We start from the raw sequence: 17,182 nt of genomic DNA, 5'->3' as shown, positions 1-17,182 counted from the left end.
CATACTGCCGCAATGGATCCGGTGACTCTTGAGACCGACCGTCTGATGCTGCGGGCCTTCGCGCCCGGAGACGTGGACGCGGTGTACGACGCCTGCCAGGACGAGGACATCCAGTTCTATACGCCGGTTCCGGTGCCCTACCGGCGGGAGGACGCCGAGAAGAGTGTCCGTGCGGACTTGCCCGAGGGCTGGGCCACGGACAAGGACTACACCCTCGGCGCGTTCCGCAAACTGAGCGGGGCGCTCGTCGGCTCGTACTGCCTCACCAGGGTGAGCCAAGGTGTCTTCGAACTCGGCTACTGGGCGGTCAAGGAGCAGCGCGGCCACGGCTATTCGGCCGAGGCCGCGCGGGCCCTGTGTGACTGGGGCTGGGCCACGCTCGACGTCCACCGCATCGAGTGGTGGGCCATGGTCGGCAACACCGGCTCTCGTGCCCTGGCCGAGAAGCTGGGCTTCACCGTCGAGGGGACGCTGCGCCATCGCGGGATTGCCAACGACGGGAATCCGCACGACTGGTGGGTGGGCGGACTACTGAGGCCCTGACACTGCAACCGCATCTGGGTGTGTGGCCCAGGCGTTTGTAGTGGGAGCGGCGGGCTCGGGCGTGGCTGCGCCGTCGGAAGCGCAAGCAACCCGTTCAGGCCACCCCTGGTCGCCGTGCCGAGTTCTTGTCATCTCCCACGACGGCCAGGGCTTGGTTCTCTGTGGTCTGCGCGCCAGAGAGGGTGTGAGCGGGTCAGGAGAGCCAGTCGGTGTACTTGGTGGAGGCGAGGTGGGCGTTCTTATCGGTGAGGACATCACCCTTGACGGCGGCGAACATGCCGGCGGTGGGGTCGTTGACGACGGTGCGGCTGTCGCCCTTGTGGGACAGGGTGATCCGGCCCAGCTCGTCCAGGGTGAAGATCTCGGGGCCGGCGATGTTGCGAATGCCGTTCAGCGGGGCGCCCGCGGCGACCTCCGCCACCGCGGCGGCCACGTCCTTGGCGGCGATCGGCTGGATGGGCGTGGCGGGCAGCCGGACGGTGTCGCCGTCGGTGGTCCAGGACAGGACTGCGTCCATGAACTCCATGAACTGCGTGGCCCGGACGATCGAGTAGGGGATCGGCCCGGCCGCGAGGATGGTCTCCTGGAGCGCCTTGGCCCGGTAGTAGTCCAGCTCTGGCACCTGGTCCGTGCCGACGATCGAGAGGATGACGAAGTGGCCGACGCCGCCTTTGTGGGCCGCGGCCAGAAGGTTGTCCATCGAGGTCTGGAAGAAGGCCGGGGAGGCTTCGTCGAAGGTCGGGGAGTTCGTCAGGTTGACGACGACGTCGGCTCCCGCCACTGCCTCGTCCAGTCCCTGGCCGCTGATGACGTCGACTCCGGTGGACTGCGAGTGCGGTACCGCTTTGTGCCCGGCGGCGTTCAGATTCTTGACGACCTGCGACCCGATCAGACCGGTACCGCCGATGACTGCGAACTTCATGTCATGCCTTTCGTTGGGGGTGTGCGCGGAATATGGCATATGAACCACTATGTCGTCGCGACAGGAAACGGCACCTCAGCCGGCTGAGAGCGGGTGGTGTGAGTAGCCGTCGACGAACGTGACCGTCTCGTCGAGTGGCACCCGGCCCGCACGGGCGTCACCCACCGTGGCATCTTCGAAGCCGATCGACATGCCGCAGAAGAGGACGAGCTCGTCCGGGGGTGACAGGGCCTCCGCGACGGTCTTGTGAAACTTCGCCCATGCCATCTGCGGACAACTGTGCAGCCCTTCGGCGCGGAGCAACAGCATGACGGTCTGCAGATACATGCCGGCGTCGGACCATTGAGGCCGCCCCTGGTCGCGGTCGATGTAGCAGAACAGGGCGGCGGGAGCGCCGAAACAATCCCAGTTCGCGGAAGCGGCCCTCTGGCGCGCCGCCATGTCCTCGCGCGCAATGCCGAGTGCGCCGTAGCGCTGCTCACCGAAGGCGGACCGGCGTTCGCGGTAGGGGGACTTCAGTGCGTGCGGGTACATCTCGTACTCCGGCTCGTCCCAGGTGTCACCTGCGGCCAAGCGCTCGCCTGCGCGCTTCTTGAGCTCGGCCAGCGGTGCGCCGGTCAGCACGTAGGCGCGCCATGGCTGGATGTTCGATCCGGACGGGGCCCAGGCCGCGGCGGACAACACGCGCTCCAGCACCTCCCTCGGAACAGGTTGGTCGGTGAATCCGCGCACCGCCCGTCGGCTCGTGACCGCCTCATAGACGTCCAAGATCGTGCGCCTCCATCTGCTCAACGGGGTCATCTTCGTTACACTCGTGATGGTATCAAGTGAGACTATCTCGTGTGTAACTATCAGCAGGCATGAATCCTCGGCCCTTGGTTCCTTGCCTCGGGCACCGTTCTTTGGAGAAAGCCCATGACCACGCTGCTGCACATCGACTCGTCCGTGTTCCCCGGTGGGGCGTCCTCGTCCCGTTCGGTCACGGCCGCCTTCCGTAAGACCTGGGAAGAGCAGCACCCGCAGGGCACGGTGATCTACCGCGACGTCGCCGCCAGCCCCGTCCCGCACATCACTGCCGACGCCTGGTCCGCCGGTTACGCCGCCCCGTCCGAGCGCACCCCGGAGCAGTCCGCCGCGTTCGCCGCCCGCGTGCAGCTCATCGAGGAGCTGGAGCAGGCGGACGCCATCCTGATCGGTGCCCCCATGTACAACTTCTCGATACCGTCGACCCTCAAGGCGTGGCTGGACAGCGTGCTCCTGCTCGGCCGCACCGCGGGGGAGGCCCCCTCCGCTCAGGGCACCCCTGTCATCGTCGTCGCCAGCCGCGGCGGCTCCTACGCGCCGGGCACGCCGCGCGAGGGCTACGAGTTCGTACAGAACTACCTGGAGGCCGTCCTCAAGGGCACCCTCGGCCTGGACCTCGACTTCATCGTCCCGGAACTCACCATGGCCTCCCGCAATCCGGCCATGTCCGAACTGGTTCCCCTCTACGAGGCTTCCCGCAAGCGCGCCTTGGGGGACGCGACCATCAAGGCCAAGGAACTGGCGGAGCGCCTCGCCGCGTAATCCCCGGGCCACAGATGCCGTGTGTCGTCTCGACCCGGGACGTCACACGGTGTCCTCGTCGCCCGCGCCCTCTCCGACGGTGACGGTGGTGCTCTGTCCCTGGAGGCCGGTGGCCCGGTGCTGGGGGCGATCGGGGCGTTCGGCCTGTCGGCGGGCCGCGCTTCGAGACGACGGCGATGCGGGCGAGGGGGGAAGAGCTCATCGCCGGCCAGGTGTACGGCGCAATAGCCGTACGGAGCTCGATCCTCGTCGGCGACGAAGCCCTGACCGCCGCCCGCCGCCAGGGCCGCAGCTCTCAAGGCCGGGTTCGCCCCGAAAGTCGCATGGGACCAACGCGCCCACGCGGCAGGCAACCGGTGCGCGGACGCGCTTACACCTCACCGCCTGCGGGATGGGCAAACCGGGTCAGTAGATCCGTCAGCTGCTCGGGCTCGCCAGGCTCCAGTTCGGCAACCAGACGCTCAGCCAGCGGCTCCGCCGCCACATGGGCTGCATCGAAAAGCTCGAGCCCCTGAGGCGTGATCTCCACTGCCCGCACCCGCCGGTCCCCCGGAACGGTCTTGCGTACGGCCAGCCCTCGACGCTCCAGGTCGTCCACGACCCGCATGATCCCCGCCTTGTCCGACCCCGTCGCCGCCGCCAAGTCCCGCTGCACCGTGGACCCGCGGTCGACCAGCACGATCAGCACGGCGAAATGCCGCAGCTCGATACCGAGCGGCCGAAGCGCCTCCTCCATCACCGCGGCCGCGCGCCAGTGCGCCCGGCGCAGCAGCAGGCCGAGAGCGAAAGGCGAGGCATCTCCAGGGCGGTCGGTCACGCGCAGGGGGGTGGTTTTGTGAGGAACGTCGGCGGCCATGAGGCCACATTACAGCTATCTATTCGTTCGATACGGTCTCATTTGAAACTAAAAATGGCTACGTCTGCTGCGGCCTTGTTACCTCACGCCTGTAGGACCTCGCCAAGACCACGGGGGCGCGGTGGAGGTGTGCTTCCAGATCTCCAAGGGCGAGTGCGGCCGGCACCACCACTAGGTGAGGCTCTGTACTAAGGCTCAGGCGGGTGCTCAGCAAGTTGCGTCACCACGGTTTGAAACAGGTGCCTATTGCCCGTCGCCCTGTGCGGTCAGCGCGAAGGCCAGCAGCGCTGTCGTGGTGAAGTCCAGTGCGGGCTCCACGGTCTGCCAGGCGCCCACGTCGTCGACGTACCGCGCGCCCTTGCCGTCGAAATCGGTCCAGGCACCTGTCGGCGGGGCGGCCGTGCACTTCTTCATGGTCGGGAAGCCGTTCAACTCCTCCAGCTTCTTAGCGGCGTTGGGGCCGTTGACCACGGCGCCCCGCAGGATGGCGCCCTTCCCGTCGTGGCTGCCCCTGAGGTTGGCCAACTGGTGTTCCGGGCAGTGCGGGTAGACCTCACCGGCACCGATCACGAAGCTGGTTCCCCAGGGGTTGGCGCCGAGGGCCCAGCCTCGCTGCCGGCCGGCGAAGGCCGCGTAGTGGGTGTCCCCGGTGGCATTGGAGTAGAGGCGGGCGGTGGCCACCAGACCGAAGGTGTGCGGGACCGCGTCGAAGTCGTCGTAGACGGCGCCGGCTCCGAACGGGTCGTGCCCGGCGCGGGCGACGCCGTCGTCCAACTGGCGGCGCAGGTCCTCGTGCAGCTCCTCGGACCCGATGCCGTTCGTCCGGGTGCCGTCCAGGACGGTGGCCAGGTCGACATGGGCGAGGGCGCTGACGTCCGCGACGTTGAGCGTGCCCTTGACGTCGGAGTCCAGATAAGCCCTGGCCCAGCCGGCCGCGGCGTCGGCCCAGTCGCTCTCCCGGTCGTCCCCGAGTTCCCGTGCGGCCAGGGCCAGTTCGGCGCCGCCGAACTCCATGTCGTCCTGCCATGAGTCCTCGGGATAGAAGGCGCCCGGGAACGCGGTGACGAGCGGCTTGTCGGGGTCGTGGGCGGTGTCGGCCAGGTCGTAGACGGCGGCCGCCTTGTCCAGCCAGCCCTGGGCCTCCTCCGGGTCCGTGCCGGCCGCGCGCTGTGCGGCGAGGGCGAACACCGCGGCCACCCGGCCCGCCAGATTGGGGCTGATCGCCTCGCCCGGGTCGGCCGCACGGAAGACCGGCCGGTGCTTGATCGTGTAGTCCGGGTCACCGGGGGACACATCGAGTCGGTCGTCGGCCTCCGGTAGCCGCCACACGTCGTGATCCGTCCGTACGGCGTCGTTGCCCGCGCCGATGCCGACCTGCGCGTAGAGGGTCTCGCTGTCCCCGTCCCACATCTTGTCGATCCAGTCCAGCCCGTGCGAGGACTCGGCGGAGAGTTCCTCCATGTCCGGCAAGTCGCGCTGGGCGAGCAGGAGTTCGGCGACCGAGTAGGAGGTGGTGGCGGTGAACTTGAGGAAATCCCCCGCGTCGAACCAGCCGCCCGACACGTCGACCCGGTCACCGGTCGGGGCCAGCCGCTCGTCGAGCAATTCGTTGCCCTCCTCGTCGTACTCCGGCTCGGCGTAGACGGTCGCATCCTCGTCGGCAAGATGCGAAGGCCCGTGCTGCAGGGCGCCGGGCAGCATGTCGGCTCCGTCGCGCTGCGCCTGCAGGAAGCGGACGTTGTCCCGGACGAGCGGGGTCATCAGCTCGTCGGCGTCGGCTATCCGGAAGGCGGGGGAGCGGCCGGCCGCGGTGCCGGTCAGGACGATGCGGTAGGTGCCGGGGGTGTTCAGCGCGGAGAGGTCGGCGGTGCGCACCGAGGGGTACTTGGCGTTCCAGCGGCCGGTGACGGCTCCGAGCCGCCCCGCCGTGACGACCTTGTCCTTGGCATCGACGACCTGGAAGCGTGCTCCCGCGAGAGCCGCCGAGGGCCCCATGACGTAGGCCTGCTTCGCCTCGCCACGCACATAGCCGACCTGGTCGACCCGGATGGCGACCTCGGTCGAGGAGGGCGTGGTGCCGCCGCCGAAGGGTAGACCGTGCAGGTTCACGGCGAGGAGCAGGATGCCAAGTCCCGCGGCGGTGCCGACCAGCAGCCGAGGGTTGCGCAATGAGTTCATGCGCCCACGGTGCCGGGGCCTTCATGAGATGAGGATGAGGACGACGCGTGGGCCATGTGCGTCGGCAGCCGGAGCTCGGCGATCAAGCCTCCTCCGGGCGCGTCCGCGAGGCGAGCGGTGCCGTGATGCAGCTCGGCGACCCAGCGGACGATGGCGAGCCCCGCCCCCGTTCCCGTGGAGGTTCCGGAACCCCCGGTGACACCCCGGGCGAAGACTCGCTCCCGGTCGGCGAGCGGCACGCCCGCCCCATGGTCGCGGACCGTCACGAGTCCCGGTGCGACGGAGACCTCCACCGGCGACCCGGCCGGGCCACCGTGCCGTTGGGCGTTCTCCACCAGGTTCCGTACCGCCTGGGCCAGCAGGTCAGGATCCCCGAGCACCACCACCGGCTCGGAGCTCACCGTGACGCTCGCATGCTCCGGCAGCTCATCGACCGTGGTCTCCACCAGCTGATCGAGGCGCAGAGGCACCAGCTCGGCCCGCTGCGCACCGGCCTCCAAACGGGCCCTGGCGAGCAGCCCGGTGACCAGTCGGCTCAGCCGGTCCACCAGTCGTAGGGTCTCGTCGGAAGAACCACCCCGCTCCACCACGAGCCGCAACGTCGCCAGCGGCGTCCGCAGCTCGTGCGCCGCTTCGGCGAGGAACTGCTCCTGCTGCCCCAGCCCGCGCAGAGCGGGCCGCATGGCCCGGCCCGACAGCAGATGACCGACGGCCGCCGCGCAGCAGACCAGAGCCGTGCAGCCGAGCGCCAGCCAGCGAACGAGGACCTCGTGATCATGTTCGCTGCGCGCCAGCTCCGTGCCCACCAGCAAGGCCGCACCGATCCGGTCACCGTCCCAGACCGGAGCGGCCGCCCACCTCAGCCGCCCGCCGTTCACGGAAGGGGCGCTGACGAGGACGGTGTCCTGCTCCTCCAGGACGCTCTGCCAGACACCGTCGAGCCGGTCCTGATCAGGCAGCGCCGAACGCGCGGGAACGACGTTCCGCACGGACGGCGACTCTCCCGGCGCTGCGTACAGGACAGCCAACACCTGTGCACCCTGCGCGAGTTCGTCCTCACCCAGCGGCTCCAGATGCAGCGTCCCCTCATCGAACCAGACCGCCCGCGACAGGCCGACGGCGCGGCTTCCGGCCTCGTGGTCGAGGCCGGAGCGCCGGGATCCGGCATCGATACGGACGGCGACGGTGGCGAGTACGACGAGACAGGCGGCGGTCGTCGAGGCGAACAGGAGGGTCATCAACCGGCGGGTGCGCCGCAGCCGGGCCACGGCGGGGGAGAGGGAGGACGCCTTGTCCCGGCGGATCACGCCTGCGCCTCGTCGCCCAGCCGGTAGCCGACGCCGCGCACCGTCCCGATCGGATCGGGCGGCCCGAGCCGCCGTCGCAGCTGGCCGATCAGGACGTCGACCACGTTGGACATCGGCTCACTCGCCTCGTCCCAGCAGCTCTCGATCAGCTCGGTGCGCGTCACCACCTCGCCCGCGCGCAGCATCAGCAGCTCAAGGACCGCGAACTCCTTGGCGGACAGGCTGAGCAGCACCCCGGCCCTGGTCACCCGGCGCCTTGGCAGATCGACCTCCAGATCACCCGCCCGCAGGACCGGCAGCCGCGCGGGCTGCTCCCTGCGGCACAACGCACGCACCCGCACGACCAGTTCGGCGAAAGCAAAAGGCTTGACCAGGTAGTCGTCCGCCCCGTGCTCGAAGCCGGCCACCCGGTCGCTCACCGCGTCCAGCGCCGTCAGCAGGAGAAAGGGCAGTGCCGACCCAGTCCGCCGCTGTGCCGCGAGCAGCGTGAGCGAGTCACCGTCCGGAACCGAGCGGTCGGCCACGACACAGTCGTAGCTGTTGACGGAGAGCTTGAGATCCGTCTCGGCCAGCGTCCGCGAGAGGTCCACCGCGAACCCCGCACCACGCAGCTGAGCAGCGACGACCGGCCCCAGTTCGGGGTCGTCCTCCAAGACCAATACGCGCATTCCCGGAGCTTAGACGGCTCCTCGGCCACTCATTGGCCACAGGGTGGGGCTCCCAACTGCTTCACGAGGGAGAAGAGATCGGCTGTCATTCTGCGAGCCCCAAGGCCTTCTTGTAGTCAGCGATGGAGAGGACAGTCACGGACTGCTCCTCGGGCTCAGGTGCGTGCCGGCGCCGAGGTCCGGATGCCGCTCGGTGAGCCGTGGCGGGTCGGCAAGCGCCTCTACGGCCGCTCCGCGTTGTCGACCGCCCCAGCCTGCACGGCGATCGCGACGCGAACTGACGCGAACGCGTACTCAACGCCGAGGCCGCCCTCAAGACTGCCCACTCTGAGGTCCTCACCCAGCGCACCCGCATCGGCGAACTCCTCGGTCAGATCCGTGACGTGGAAGCTGAGTGGACCGAGTAAGCCATCCCACGGATCACCGCTGAGAACACCACCCTCAAGCAGCGTGCCCGCCAGCTCACCGCCGAGAACCGCACCTTTGACGAGCGCCTCAAGGCAGCCCGCTCCAATCTCCGCTTCCAAGACGCCGTGTCGCCGACCTCGAAGCCCGGATCGCCGACCCGGGATCAGCGCCGCCCGCAGGAGACCCCACAACCGCCTGACCCGCCTCCGCACGGCAGGACGCGCAAGCAGCATCTGCCCGTGAGCGCGGGCGTCCTACTGTGTGAGGGGCACCCACCCTTCATCCGATGAGCAAGGAGCACCAGGCTGTGAAGGTCGAAATCCAGCCGGACGTACGCGACATCGCCGCCCAGCTCGGTGCAATCGTTCCCTACGCGCTGAAGGCCCTGGCCGGCCAGCTGGCCGACGACCCTGACATGGGCCGGCCCTCGGGGCTGCCCGGCATTCTGAACGTGACGGTTGACGGCGACATGTTCGAGGACTGCCCCGACCTGTCCGTCGGCTACATTCGCGAGCCGGACCGGATCGAGATCCGGTTTCTGAGGGCGGCTCCCTCCCCTGAGCCCTCCACGGACGCCCATGACCAGGAGCAGGAGCAGGAGCAGGAGCAGGAGCAGGAGCAGGAGCAGGAGCAGGCGCAGGGCCGGGACCAGGACCAGCCCGCCGACCCTGCCATCGCCGCGGTCACCGTGCGGGAGGTCGCCGATGCCTGGCGGCGCATCACCGGCTGGCTGAAGCGCAACGCCCCCGACTCCTACGCTGCACTCCGCGCCGGCGCCAGCCCCGCCGCCATCGCTGCACTGGAAGGCGACTTCGGCATCCGGATACCCGTCGAGCTGCACGTCCTGTGGCTGCTGACCTCGGGCGACGACGGGGGTAATGGCTGGGGATGCCTTCCGGGCAATAGGGCTCTGATGACCCTGGACGCCGTGGCCGCCGCCTACCGGCTGAAGATGGACGCCCAGGCCCAGGAGGACACCTTCAACACCGCCCGCCCCGAGGACGAGCGGATCACTGTGTGGAGGGCATCCCGGATTCCGGTTGTCGCGTTGGGCCCGGCTGACAGCACCTCGGGCTTGTACCTGGACGCCGAGACCGGTTACCTGGGCCGGTGGTCCCGCTACAACGAAGGCCCCGGTGAATCACTCAACACCCTGGTGACCTACCTGGAAGAGGCTGCCGACATGCTCGAAGCCCCGGCCCTGGCCACGGGGGACAAGCCCGGCTTGGTCGACGGGGCGCTGGTGTGGCTCAGCAGTATCGACCCGGCACAGGAAGACCGGTGGCAACCCTGGACCGGCTGACCACGTACGACAAGGTGGGCCAGCCCTGCGGGCTGGCCCACCTTCCGGCTTTCACACGCTGACGCTCTTCGGGTAGCCGCCGGACTCGTGCGTGGAGGCCATCGCGTACTCGTCACAGTCGACCGACCCCACCGAGGCATCGGAAGGGTGCACGCTCCAGGCGGAGCTGGTGCCACACACGACGTTGCGGCTGTTGTCCGACGTCCACGTACCGCCGGTGCTGTTCTTCACCGGAGTGTCCGGGCCCAGGTAGTGCATCAGCGAGTCCCACCGCATCGAGCCGGCGTGATCGGGCATCACCTGCTGCATGTACCAGTAATACGCCCCCGCAGCCGGGCCGTCCTCGGAGCCTGGGAGCGTATGGAAGCCCCGCTCACCATCACCGCATGAACGTTCCTTCGCCCTGTCCCTCGTGGACAGGGCGAAGCCATTTACGAGCGGGGCGGGGCCCGGATCACTGGAGCCGGTTGGTTCGCGGGTCCTCGGGAGGCGTCCAGCGGCCGTCGGCGTCGAACGGCCACGGGTAGGCGTAGGCATCCACCTTCGCCAACTCGCGCAGCACCTCCCGCGCGGCCGGTGGATCCGGCGGAGTGCGCAACGGGCTCTGGAGCGGGTTGAGTTGTTCCGTATACGCTTCGGCCCACTCCAGCCAGTCCGCCTCGTCCGTCGCAACCGGTGTGTCGCCGGTTCGGGCGCGGGCGGCCTGGCAGAAGGCGCGGATCTCGGCGGCCTGCCGCCAGGCCCGCGTCTGCCCGGTCAGAACTCTCGCCCGGTGCTGCTCGACCTGCTGCTCGCGTGCCTGGGCGACGGCCGCATACCAGCGCGGCTGCTCTGTCTCGCGCAATTCCTTCTCCCGCTCCCGGCGTTCGGCTTCCGCCGCGAGGCGTTCGAGATCCTGCAGGAGGTGTCCCAGCCGCGACTCCAGCGTCCACCGCGCACCGTCGCTGTAGCGCGCCAATCGGTGACGGATCAAACGCGGTCGGTGATGCCGCCAGGTCGGCGGGTGTTGTCCGGCTCGGGCGGACTGGGCAACGGACAACCGGTTACGCAGCCTGCCCCGGCTGCGGAAGCATCAGGGCACAGGCCGAGCGGAAGGCGTCCGGCTTGGACTCAGCCTTGCGGCGTCGCCGGGAGCCTTCCTTGCAAGGGTTCCCGGACCGGGTGCCGGTCCTGTGTATGGCGGACGCCGCCGACGTCCGTGACAACGGCCCGACCGGCCACCTCCCGGGCAATGAACATCTTGCGAGTCACCGCCATCATGGCCATGCCCTCACGTGCAAGCGACCTCATCACCGCGAGGACGTCGCCCACCGGTACCGGATGTCATGCGGGCAGGGAGTCCCAGAATCGGTTGAGTACCTCCGCGCCCCGGTCAGGGTCCTGGAGCATCCAGTAGTGGGTGAGGTGGTCCAGTTCCACTGCCTGTGCTCCGGTTCGCGCGGCCATGTCCAGGTCCATCGCGGGCTGTGCCATAGGGTCGCCGGTCGGGATCAGGACGAGTCCCGGCGCGGGAGCGGGGCGGTCGAAGTCCTTGCCCCAGTCGGTGTGGAAGTTGGGCCAGGCCGAGCGGTAGAGCGTCAGGATGGCCGTGCTCATCTCCTCGTCGTGGATGGTGTCGACTTCTGCCGCCAGTTCGGCGCTCATCCCCCGGGGGCGGAGGAAGTCGCCGAAGCTGGGGCTGCCGGGGGTCTGGGTGCGCAGCGACGCGAGCAGCTCCTCGCCCTCCGGGGTCTTCTGGAAGAGGGTGGCCGCCTCGTGCCACTGATAATCGGGGTGCCAGCCGTGTGCGACGTCGGACACCCAGCTGCGTACCGGAACGTCGTAGGCGGAGACGATCCGCATCACCAGATGCGCGCCCCAGTCGTGGCCCACGAGATCGACGGGCTCACCGAGGGCGCGCAGCTCGTTCGCCAGCCAGACGGCGTACGCCTCCTTGCCGTCCAGGTGAGCCGGGCGAGGGCTGCCGAATCCGGGCAGCCGCAGGGTCGTTGCGGGGCGGTCGATCCGCCCCCGGAGGTCGTTCCAGACGGAGGGCGTCTCCGGTACTCCATGGATGAACACAACGGCCATGACCGCTCCTGACGAAGTGAAGTGGATTGGTTATCCACTTCACCGTAGCACTCACCTGATAGGTTATCCACATAGGTGTGCGAAGGAGGGATCATGAGGTCAGATGCCGCACGCAACAGGCAGAGGATCTTCGATGAGGCTCGCGGCGCCGTCATCGGCGGGGAGACTGCGCTCACCCTCAACGAGCTCGCGCGCAGGGCGGGTGTGGGGGTCGGGACGGTCTATCGGGTCTTCCCCACGCAGCGGGCCATGCGGGAGTCCGTCCTGGAAGAGGCGGTCCGAGAGCTCATCGATGCCGCGACCGTAGCCGACGGATACCCCGATCCCGCCAAGGCACTCATTGACTTCCTACGCACGGCACTCCTGACCGCCCTGGCGCGACCGGGCCTCACCGACGTTCTGATCACCGGGTCCGACGAGACGGACTCTCTGCACCGGGCCAAGGGAGAGCTGGTCGAAGTCACCTCCCACCTGCTCGCACGCATCCGCCCTGCCCCTGCCCTCACCGGCGAAAACCTGCTCAAGCTCCTGTGCGGCCTGATCCACGCCGTCAGCGAGCACCCGGCCGAGCGGCAGGGGGCCGCGATCGACAACTACCTAGACATCCTCCGGGCTGGCCTCGCACCCACCCTCTGACGACCGGGGCTCTGGGCGCGGGCTGGGCCCGAACTCGGACGTTGGGCCGGAGGCTGCATCGTGCCGCTCGTCATGCCGCCCACCTTGATGCGGACGCGAAGGCGCTTCGGAGCACGGAGGGCTTATCGGATGCCCACCAGTCGCCGGTTGCCGCTCGGGCGCACGGACCGTTGGCACGCGCGCCCAAGCGCGGAAGATGGCGACTGTTCGTGAACATTGGCCAGCGCGACCGTCAGATGTGAGAGCCCTCGATGAGGTCCCGGAAGCGCTCCGAGGGGCCGGCGTGCTCCTCCTCGACCTCCATCTCCCCCGAGTGGCCGAAGTACGCACCGGCCGACATGATGACAGGCACCTTCGCGCCCGCGGGGAGCTTCTCCGGAAGCAGAACATCGGCGTGCAGCTCGGTCTTGGAGCCGTCCGAGGAGGGGAAGTAGTGCTGGGTCCAGCGCGCCCCTTCCGGCACCCGCTCGTTCTCCTCGTGCGTGATCGAATCGGTAGCAGTGGCGACGGTCGTCCCCCCTGTTCGGCCGCCGTCGGTTGCCTGGTCCGGCGCGGCGACGGCGGCCCCTATGAGGCCGCAGGTCAGAGCGCAGGCCGTGAGCAGGGCTGCGGCGGTGGCGGCTGGTCGTTTCCTCATGCGGTACTCCGGAGCTCGGGTAGGGGTGGGCTCGGAAGGGGATCACTCGCTGCGCAGGTCGGCCTTGCACAGCGAGCGGCAAAGGCCGCCGCACGGCGGGCATTCTGTCACTTAGTGACAATGTCACTAAGTGACAGATATTGCAAATGGATGCGTTTGAGTCCGAATCGAGGCGGGCGCAGGCCGAGGCTGCACGCGCCGAAGGCGCGCGCACTAGACGAATAGGTCCGATGTATTCAGTGATGGAATGCGACCAGTGACCGCGTGCTCGGGGTGCCGGTCGTGTGGTTGCGCCAGATAGCGGCGGCCATGGCGAGGATGCGCTGGGTGACACGGATGGCGACGCCTTCGAAGGTCCGTCCGCCGTGCTGTTCCAGGTCCAACTGTCCCTTGAGGGTGTCGTTCACGGACTCGATCAGCTGCCGTACCGACTTGAGCAGGCCCTCGCCCTTGCGCTTCTTCCCCCGCTTGAACGAGGGCCGCGGCAGTTCGGCCCCACGCATGACCAGGTCGTTCTCGGACTCCTTGGAGGCGAAGCCCTCGTCCGCGATGATCAGCAGTCCGGGCCGGTCGGCGACCAGGTTTTCATCGACGTCGAACATGGCCTGGAGCACTTCGCGTTCGTCGAGTTTCGGGTTCGCCAGCACCCACAGGATCGGCATCCCGGTCGGCGTGCGTCCGGCGCGTAGGACCGGAGGAGCCGCGAGGAGACGGCGGTTCAAGGAGTGGACAGGGGCTCGGCGACGATGGCCGTCGAGCCCCTGTCGGCCTCAGTGGAAGACCCGCTCCACGAACGCGTCGAGGTTGCCGCGCAGGCGCTCGATCTGCTGCTCGACAGTGAGGGACTCTTCCATGCGCCCGCCCGGTGCCGCCTTCTTCCTGCCCCGTACGTACAACGAGCAGTCCAGGTCGGCGCAGATGTAGAGGCCCACCGAGTTGCCTCCGCGGCCGGCCGGGCCTGCCTTGGGGGCGGTCGTGAGGGAGACGCCGCTGCCGGGATGCGTGGTCAGGCACAGCGAGCACAGGCTGCGGCGCTGGAAGCCGCGGTTGCCGGAAGCGGAGCGCAGGGACAGGCCGACGAGTTCATCGGCGCGTTCGACGACGAGATACCTGCGATCGGGCGCGGACAGATCGAACCAGCCCAGGAAGTCCAGGTCGTCCCAGTGGTCGAGGTCTGCCAGGTTCTTGGGCAGGGGGAGGCGTTTGGCCTCGCCCTTCGAGCAGTTGACGAACGAGGTACGGATGTCGTGCTCGGTCAGGGGTTTCATGGAGGGATCCTTCGAGGGGTGAGGTGGACGGCGGCGGGACACGACCCCGGCTCGCTAGGCCGGTGCGTCGTTTCCGGCATGCTTCGGCGTCTTGTGCCGTACGGTGACGCCCGCGACGAGGGCGGCGAGCAGCAGGACGCCCGCCGAGCACCAGTAGGCGACGGAGAAGCCGTGCACCAGGCCTTCGTCGAGGGTCGCGCCGCCGTGGCCCGGATCGTGCACGTGCGAGTGGACGTAACGGCTGGTGGCGCCGGTGGCGATGGTGTTGAGCAGTACAGTGCCCAGCGAAGCGCCCATCTGCTGAACGGTGTTGAGGACAGCCGAGGCCACACCGGCGTCCTGCGCGGGCACGCCGGCGGTGGCCGTCGCGTAGACCGGCATGAAGGTCAGGCCCATGCCCAGACCGAGCAGCAGCAGGGCGGGCAGCACGTGCGGGACGTACTGCGCATGCACGGTCAGGCTGCTGAGCAGCACCATGCCGGCGGCGGCCAGAACCATGCCGGACGACATCAAGGTGCGCGGCGCCGTGCGTGGCAGCAGGCGGGCCGCGATCTGGGTCGCGCCGATGACGATGCCGGCCGAAATCGGCACGAAGGCCAGGCCCGTCCGCACCGGCGGGTAGCCGAGGACGACCTGCAGGTAGTACGTCAGGAACAGGAAGACGCCGAACATGCCGATGGTGGCCAAGCCCATCGTCGCGAGCGATCCGGCCCGGACACGGTCCTTGACGATGCGCAGCGGCAGCAGCGGGCTCGCCGCGCGGCTCTGCCACCACACGAAGGCGGCGAGCAAGATCACGCCGGCCATGAGTAGCGTGAGCACCGACGGGCTGGTCCAGCCGCGAGGTTCGGCCTCGCTGAAGCCGTACACGAGGGCGACGAGCCCGCCGCAGCCCAGCAGCGCGCCCGGCACGTCCAGGTGCCCGCCCCGGCGGCCGGAGCGGTCGCGCAGGAAGGCCGGTGCGCCGAGCAGGGCGGCCAGCGCGATGGGCACGTTGACGTACAGGGACCAGCGCCAGTTCAGGTACTCGGTCAGCAGACCGCCCACGATCAGCCCGACCGCGCTGCCGCCGCCGGCCAGCGCACCGTAGACCCCGAACGCCCTGGCCCGCTCCTTGGGGTCGGTGAACGTCGTCGTCAGCAGCGACAGGGCCGAGGGCGCCAGGACCGCCGCGAACGCACCTTGCAGGGCCCGCGCCGCGAACAGCATCCCGGGACCGGCCGCCGCGCCGCCCAGCGCGGAGGCCGCGGCGAACCCGGCCAGGCCGATGACGAAGGTGCGCTTGCGGCCCACCAGATCGGCGATCCGGCCGCCGAGCAGCAGCAGCCCGCCGAAGGCCAGCGTGTAGGCGGTGATCACCCACTGCCGGTCGGCGTCCGACATGCCGAGAGCGTGCTGGGCGGAGGGCAGCGCGATGTTCACGATGGTGCCGTCAAGGATCACCATCAGCTGGGCGAGGGAGATGACGGCCAGCGCCCACCAGCGCTTCGGATCCGGTGCCGGAGGCGGAGTCGGAGTCGCGGCGGGAACCTCGCGGCCCGGGGAACGGTCGGTGGCCGTGGAAGGGGCGGACGGGAGGGATTCCCCTCCGGGATGTTTCTTGCTCATGGCGATTACGCACATTTCGTGTCGAAGTGCTGTCGAGACAGCCGGCCAGGGACGGTCGCAGTGGTGACGACGGGCCGGTGTACGCAGCACGGGGACACGGCATGGCGATGGGGCAGCGGGAACCGCGGACAGCACCCGGGGCCTGCCTCACCAGCTGCGTGTCACTCACGCCGGCGCTCTTGCTGATCGTGAGGCGGAGAGTGCCGAGATCACGGTGACCAGCAAAAGAAGGGCCCGTCTTCGGGCACGCGCCCCCGCAGGCCGCGCGGCGACGAACCGTGCAGGCCAGGACATCTCGTGACGCGGCATCTCAGGAAGATGCCGAAGACAAGAAGCAAGAAGGGGGAAGAGTTACCGCGCGCCGCAGAGGAGGGAGGGCACACGGCCGGAGGCAACTATGGCCGCAACGCATTCGGCACGGTCCATGTCTCTCGCCTCCTTCCGGGCAGGGCACGCGGTGCGTGTCGACGCCGAGCGCGTCGAGCGGGGCGGCAGAGAACCTGCCGCTCGAAATCCCGGACAGGTTATCCCATCGACGCCACCGCGCGACCGGAATTGCCGACCGCCCGCGCACACGGAAGGGGTTTGACGACGGCCGTCATCAAACCCCTTCCGTGTGCGCGCCCAGCATGGGTGATCGCTTGGGGGTGGAAGTCCCTGGGGGAAGAGGTGGCGTCAACCCCGAGCCGGGAGTACGCGCGGGAAGCCGTTGACGATGTCTGACAGCTGCTGGTGCAGCCCCGGCACGTATGCGGCCTGGCCGCCGCGGGGCTTGATGTCCAGCACGACCCAGGTGCCGAGTAGTCCTGCTGCTCTCGCTCGACCAGAGCGCGGCGTTCCTCTGGGGCGACGTCGTCAGACAGGACGTCGACGACCTCGACGTCAGCTTCGGTGGGCTCGGGAGCGATCCTTGGGCGTTGGCGAACCCGAAACTCGACGAACGCGACCCTCAAGGGGCAGTTGGACCTGGAGCAGCACGGCGGACGGACCTTCGAGGGCGTCGCTGTCCGTATCGTCCAGCGCATCCTCGCCATGGCCGCCGCTATCCGGCGCAACCACAAGACCGGCGCCCCGAGCACGCGGTCGCTGGTCGCATTCCATCACTGAATACATCGGACCTATTCGTCCAGGGTGTGCCATCTCATGAGGTTGATGGCGTGGTGTCTGGTACCTGTACCTCCCGGCGCACCCGACTCCGGCGCAGCGCAAAGC

Annotated in this window: 18 protein-coding genes and 2 pseudogenes; 5 read left to right on the top strand and 15 right to left on the bottom strand. The window is 69.0% G+C overall.

Annotated elements, in window-relative coordinates; all coding sequences use genetic code 11:
- Positions 1-12: 12 nt before the first annotated feature.
- Positions 13-543 carry a GNAT family N-acetyltransferase gene (locus OG219_RS44215; RefSeq protein WP_266836801.1) on the top strand — a complete coding sequence of 177 codons (531 nt, stop codon included), beginning with the start codon at positions 13-15 and terminating at the stop codon, positions 541-543.
- A gap of 193 nt (positions 544-736) precedes the next feature.
- On the opposite strand, the gene OG219_RS44210 is transcribed toward OG219_RS44215, so the two are convergent.
- Together OG219_RS44210 and OG219_RS44205 are read right to left on the bottom strand one after the other, a co-directional pair.
- A complete protein-coding gene (locus OG219_RS44210) occupies positions 737-1,465 on the bottom strand; it encodes an SDR family oxidoreductase (RefSeq protein ID WP_266836799.1) in 729 nt (242 codons plus the stop codon).
- A 75-nt stretch (positions 1,466-1,540) separates the two neighbouring features.
- Positions 1,541-2,233, bottom strand: a complete 693-nt coding sequence (locus OG219_RS44205) for a nitroreductase (RefSeq protein WP_266836797.1) — start codon at positions 2,231-2,233, stop codon at positions 1,541-1,543.
- Positions 2,234-2,380: 147 nt separating this feature from the next.
- Between OG219_RS44205 and OG219_RS44200 the strand changes: the two genes are divergently transcribed.
- Positions 2,381-3,031 (top strand): FMN-dependent NADH-azoreductase, encoded by a 651-nt coding sequence (locus OG219_RS44200; protein ID WP_266836795.1) that lies wholly within the window; start codon positions 2,381-2,383, stop codon positions 3,029-3,031.
- Between the two features lie 370 nt (positions 3,032-3,401).
- Here the strand turns inward: OG219_RS44200 and OG219_RS44195 are convergent, their stop codons facing one another.
- The 5 genes from OG219_RS44195 to OG219_RS44175 all read right to left on the bottom strand — a co-directional run bounded on the left by OG219_RS44195 (position 3,402) and on the right by OG219_RS44175 (position 8,567).
- On the bottom strand, positions 3,402-3,887 hold the full coding sequence (locus tag OG219_RS44195) for a MarR family winged helix-turn-helix transcriptional regulator (RefSeq protein WP_266836793.1): 486 nt from the start codon (positions 3,885-3,887) through the stop codon (positions 3,402-3,404).
- 243 nt (positions 3,888-4,130) lie between these two features.
- Positions 4,131-6,065, bottom strand: a complete 1,935-nt coding sequence (locus OG219_RS44190) for a glycoside hydrolase family 9 protein (protein WP_266836791.1) — start codon at positions 6,063-6,065, stop codon at positions 4,131-4,133.
- Positions 6,062-7,372 carry a sensor histidine kinase KdpD gene (locus OG219_RS44185; RefSeq protein ID WP_266836789.1) on the bottom strand — a complete coding sequence of 437 codons (1,311 nt, stop codon included), beginning with the start codon at positions 7,370-7,372 and terminating at the stop codon, positions 6,062-6,064. Before OG219_RS44185 ends, OG219_RS44190 begins: the two co-directional genes overlap by 4 nt.
- On the bottom strand, positions 7,369-8,040 hold the full coding sequence (locus OG219_RS44180) for a response regulator transcription factor (RefSeq protein ID WP_266836787.1): 672 nt from the start codon (positions 8,038-8,040) through the stop codon (positions 7,369-7,371). Before OG219_RS44180 ends, OG219_RS44185 begins: the two co-directional genes overlap by 4 nt.
- Before the next feature lie 221 nt (positions 8,041-8,261).
- Complete coding sequence (locus OG219_RS44175; protein ID WP_266836786.1) at positions 8,262-8,567, bottom strand: hypothetical protein; 306 nt, start codon at positions 8,565-8,567, stop codon at positions 8,262-8,264.
- Positions 8,568-8,734: 167 nt separating this feature from the next.
- Between OG219_RS44175 and OG219_RS44170 the strand changes: the two genes are divergently transcribed.
- The gene (locus OG219_RS44170; protein ID WP_266836785.1) at positions 8,735-9,751 is read left to right on the top strand and encodes a hypothetical protein; all 1,017 of its coding nucleotides are present in this window, start codon (positions 8,735-8,737) and stop codon (positions 9,749-9,751) included.
- 51 nt (positions 9,752-9,802) lie between these two features.
- Here the strand turns inward: OG219_RS44170 and OG219_RS44165 are convergent, their stop codons facing one another.
- The 4 genes and pseudogenes from OG219_RS44165 to OG219_RS44150 form a co-directional block, all read right to left on the bottom strand.
- Positions 9,803-10,060 (bottom strand): hypothetical protein, encoded by a 258-nt coding sequence (locus OG219_RS44165; RefSeq protein ID WP_266836784.1) that lies wholly within the window; start codon positions 10,058-10,060, stop codon positions 9,803-9,805.
- Positions 10,061-10,205: 145 nt separating this feature from the next.
- Entirely contained in the window at positions 10,206-10,724 is a 519-nt protein-coding gene (locus OG219_RS44160; protein ID WP_266836782.1) for a hypothetical protein, read from the bottom strand.
- A 230-nt stretch (positions 10,725-10,954) separates the two neighbouring features.
- Positions 10,955-11,062, bottom strand: a pseudogene (locus OG219_RS44155) (amino acid ABC transporter ATP-binding protein); the annotation flags it as partial.
- Positions 11,063-11,074: 12 nt separating this feature from the next.
- On the bottom strand, positions 11,075-11,821 hold the full coding sequence (locus OG219_RS44150; RefSeq protein WP_266836780.1) for an alpha/beta fold hydrolase: 747 nt from the start codon (positions 11,819-11,821) through the stop codon (positions 11,075-11,077).
- Positions 11,822-11,914: 93 nt separating this feature from the next.
- On the opposite strand from OG219_RS44150, the gene OG219_RS44145 reads away from it, so the two are divergent.
- Entirely contained in the window at positions 11,915-12,457 is a 543-nt protein-coding gene (locus tag OG219_RS44145) for a TetR/AcrR family transcriptional regulator (protein WP_266836778.1), read from the top strand.
- 241 nt (positions 12,458-12,698) lie between these two features.
- Here OG219_RS44145 and OG219_RS44140 read toward each other — a convergent pair.
- The 4 genes and pseudogenes from OG219_RS44140 to OG219_RS44125 form a co-directional block, all read right to left on the bottom strand.
- A pseudogene (locus tag OG219_RS44140) lies at positions 12,699-13,094 on the bottom strand (hypothetical protein); the annotation flags it as partial.
- A 236-nt stretch (positions 13,095-13,330) separates the two neighbouring features.
- The gene (locus tag OG219_RS44135) at positions 13,331-13,756 is read right to left on the bottom strand and encodes a hypothetical protein (RefSeq protein WP_266836776.1); all 426 of its coding nucleotides are present in this window, start codon (positions 13,754-13,756) and stop codon (positions 13,331-13,333) included.
- Positions 13,757-13,864: 108 nt separating this feature from the next.
- Positions 13,865-14,362 (bottom strand): FBP domain-containing protein, encoded by a 498-nt coding sequence (locus OG219_RS44130; RefSeq protein WP_266836774.1) that lies wholly within the window; start codon positions 14,360-14,362, stop codon positions 13,865-13,867.
- A gap of 54 nt (positions 14,363-14,416) precedes the next feature.
- The gene (locus OG219_RS44125; protein ID WP_266836772.1) at positions 14,417-15,970 is read right to left on the bottom strand and encodes an MFS transporter; all 1,554 of its coding nucleotides are present in this window, start codon (positions 15,968-15,970) and stop codon (positions 14,417-14,419) included.
- A 960-nt stretch (positions 15,971-16,930) separates the two neighbouring features.
- Between OG219_RS44125 and OG219_RS44120 the strand changes: the two genes are divergently transcribed.
- Positions 16,931-17,077: a hypothetical protein gene (locus tag OG219_RS44120; RefSeq protein WP_266836770.1), complete on the top strand. Its 147-nt coding sequence runs from the start codon at positions 16,931-16,933 to the stop codon at positions 17,075-17,077.
- Positions 17,078-17,182: the final 105 nt, after the last annotated feature.

The sequence above is a fragment of the Streptomyces sp. NBC_00038 genome (assembly GCF_026343635.1).
In the GTDB taxonomy this organism is placed as follows: domain Bacteria; phylum Actinomycetota; class Actinomycetes; order Streptomycetales; family Streptomycetaceae; genus Streptomyces.
The sequence above is the reverse complement of the archived record's forward strand: the minus strand, read 5'-3'. Positions and strand labels throughout refer to the sequence as shown.

Coding starts and splice junctions, on each gene's coding strand:
- OG219_RS44130 (WP_266836774.1), bottom strand. CDS start 14,362: ATGAAACCCCTGACCGAGCACGACATCCGTACCTCGTTCGTCAACTGC.
- OG219_RS44195 (WP_266836793.1), bottom strand. CDS start 3,887: ATGGCCGCCGACGTTCCTCACAAAACCACCCCCCTGCGCGTGACCGAC.
- OG219_RS44200 (WP_266836795.1), top strand. CDS start 2,381: ATGACCACGCTGCTGCACATCGACTCGTCCGTGTTCCCCGGTGGGGCG.
- OG219_RS44190 (WP_266836791.1), bottom strand. CDS start 6,065: ATGAACTCATTGCGCAACCCTCGGCTGCTGGTCGGCACCGCCGCGGGA.
- OG219_RS44210 (WP_266836799.1), bottom strand. CDS start 1,465: ATGAAGTTCGCAGTCATCGGCGGTACCGGTCTGATCGGGTCGCAGGTC.
- OG219_RS44145 (WP_266836778.1), top strand. CDS start 11,915: ATGAGGTCAGATGCCGCACGCAACAGGCAGAGGATCTTCGATGAGGCT.
- OG219_RS44150 (WP_266836780.1), bottom strand. CDS start 11,821: ATGGCCGTTGTGTTCATCCATGGAGTACCGGAGACGCCCTCCGTCTGG.
- OG219_RS44180 (WP_266836787.1), bottom strand. CDS start 8,040: ATGCGCGTATTGGTCTTGGAGGACGACCCCGAACTGGGGCCGGTCGTC.
- OG219_RS44170 (WP_266836785.1), top strand. CDS start 8,735: ATGAGCAAGGAGCACCAGGCTGTGAAGGTCGAAATCCAGCCGGACGTA.
- OG219_RS44215 (WP_266836801.1), top strand. CDS start 13: ATGGATCCGGTGACTCTTGAGACCGACCGTCTGATGCTGCGGGCCTTC.
- OG219_RS44125 (WP_266836772.1), bottom strand. CDS start 15,970: ATGAGCAAGAAACATCCCGGAGGGGAATCCCTCCCGTCCGCCCCTTCC.
- OG219_RS44165 (WP_266836784.1), bottom strand. CDS start 10,060: ATGCAGCAGGTGATGCCCGATCACGCCGGCTCGATGCGGTGGGACTCG.
- OG219_RS44135 (WP_266836776.1), bottom strand. CDS start 13,756: ATGCCGATCCTGTGGGTGCTGGCGAACCCGAAACTCGACGAACGCGAA.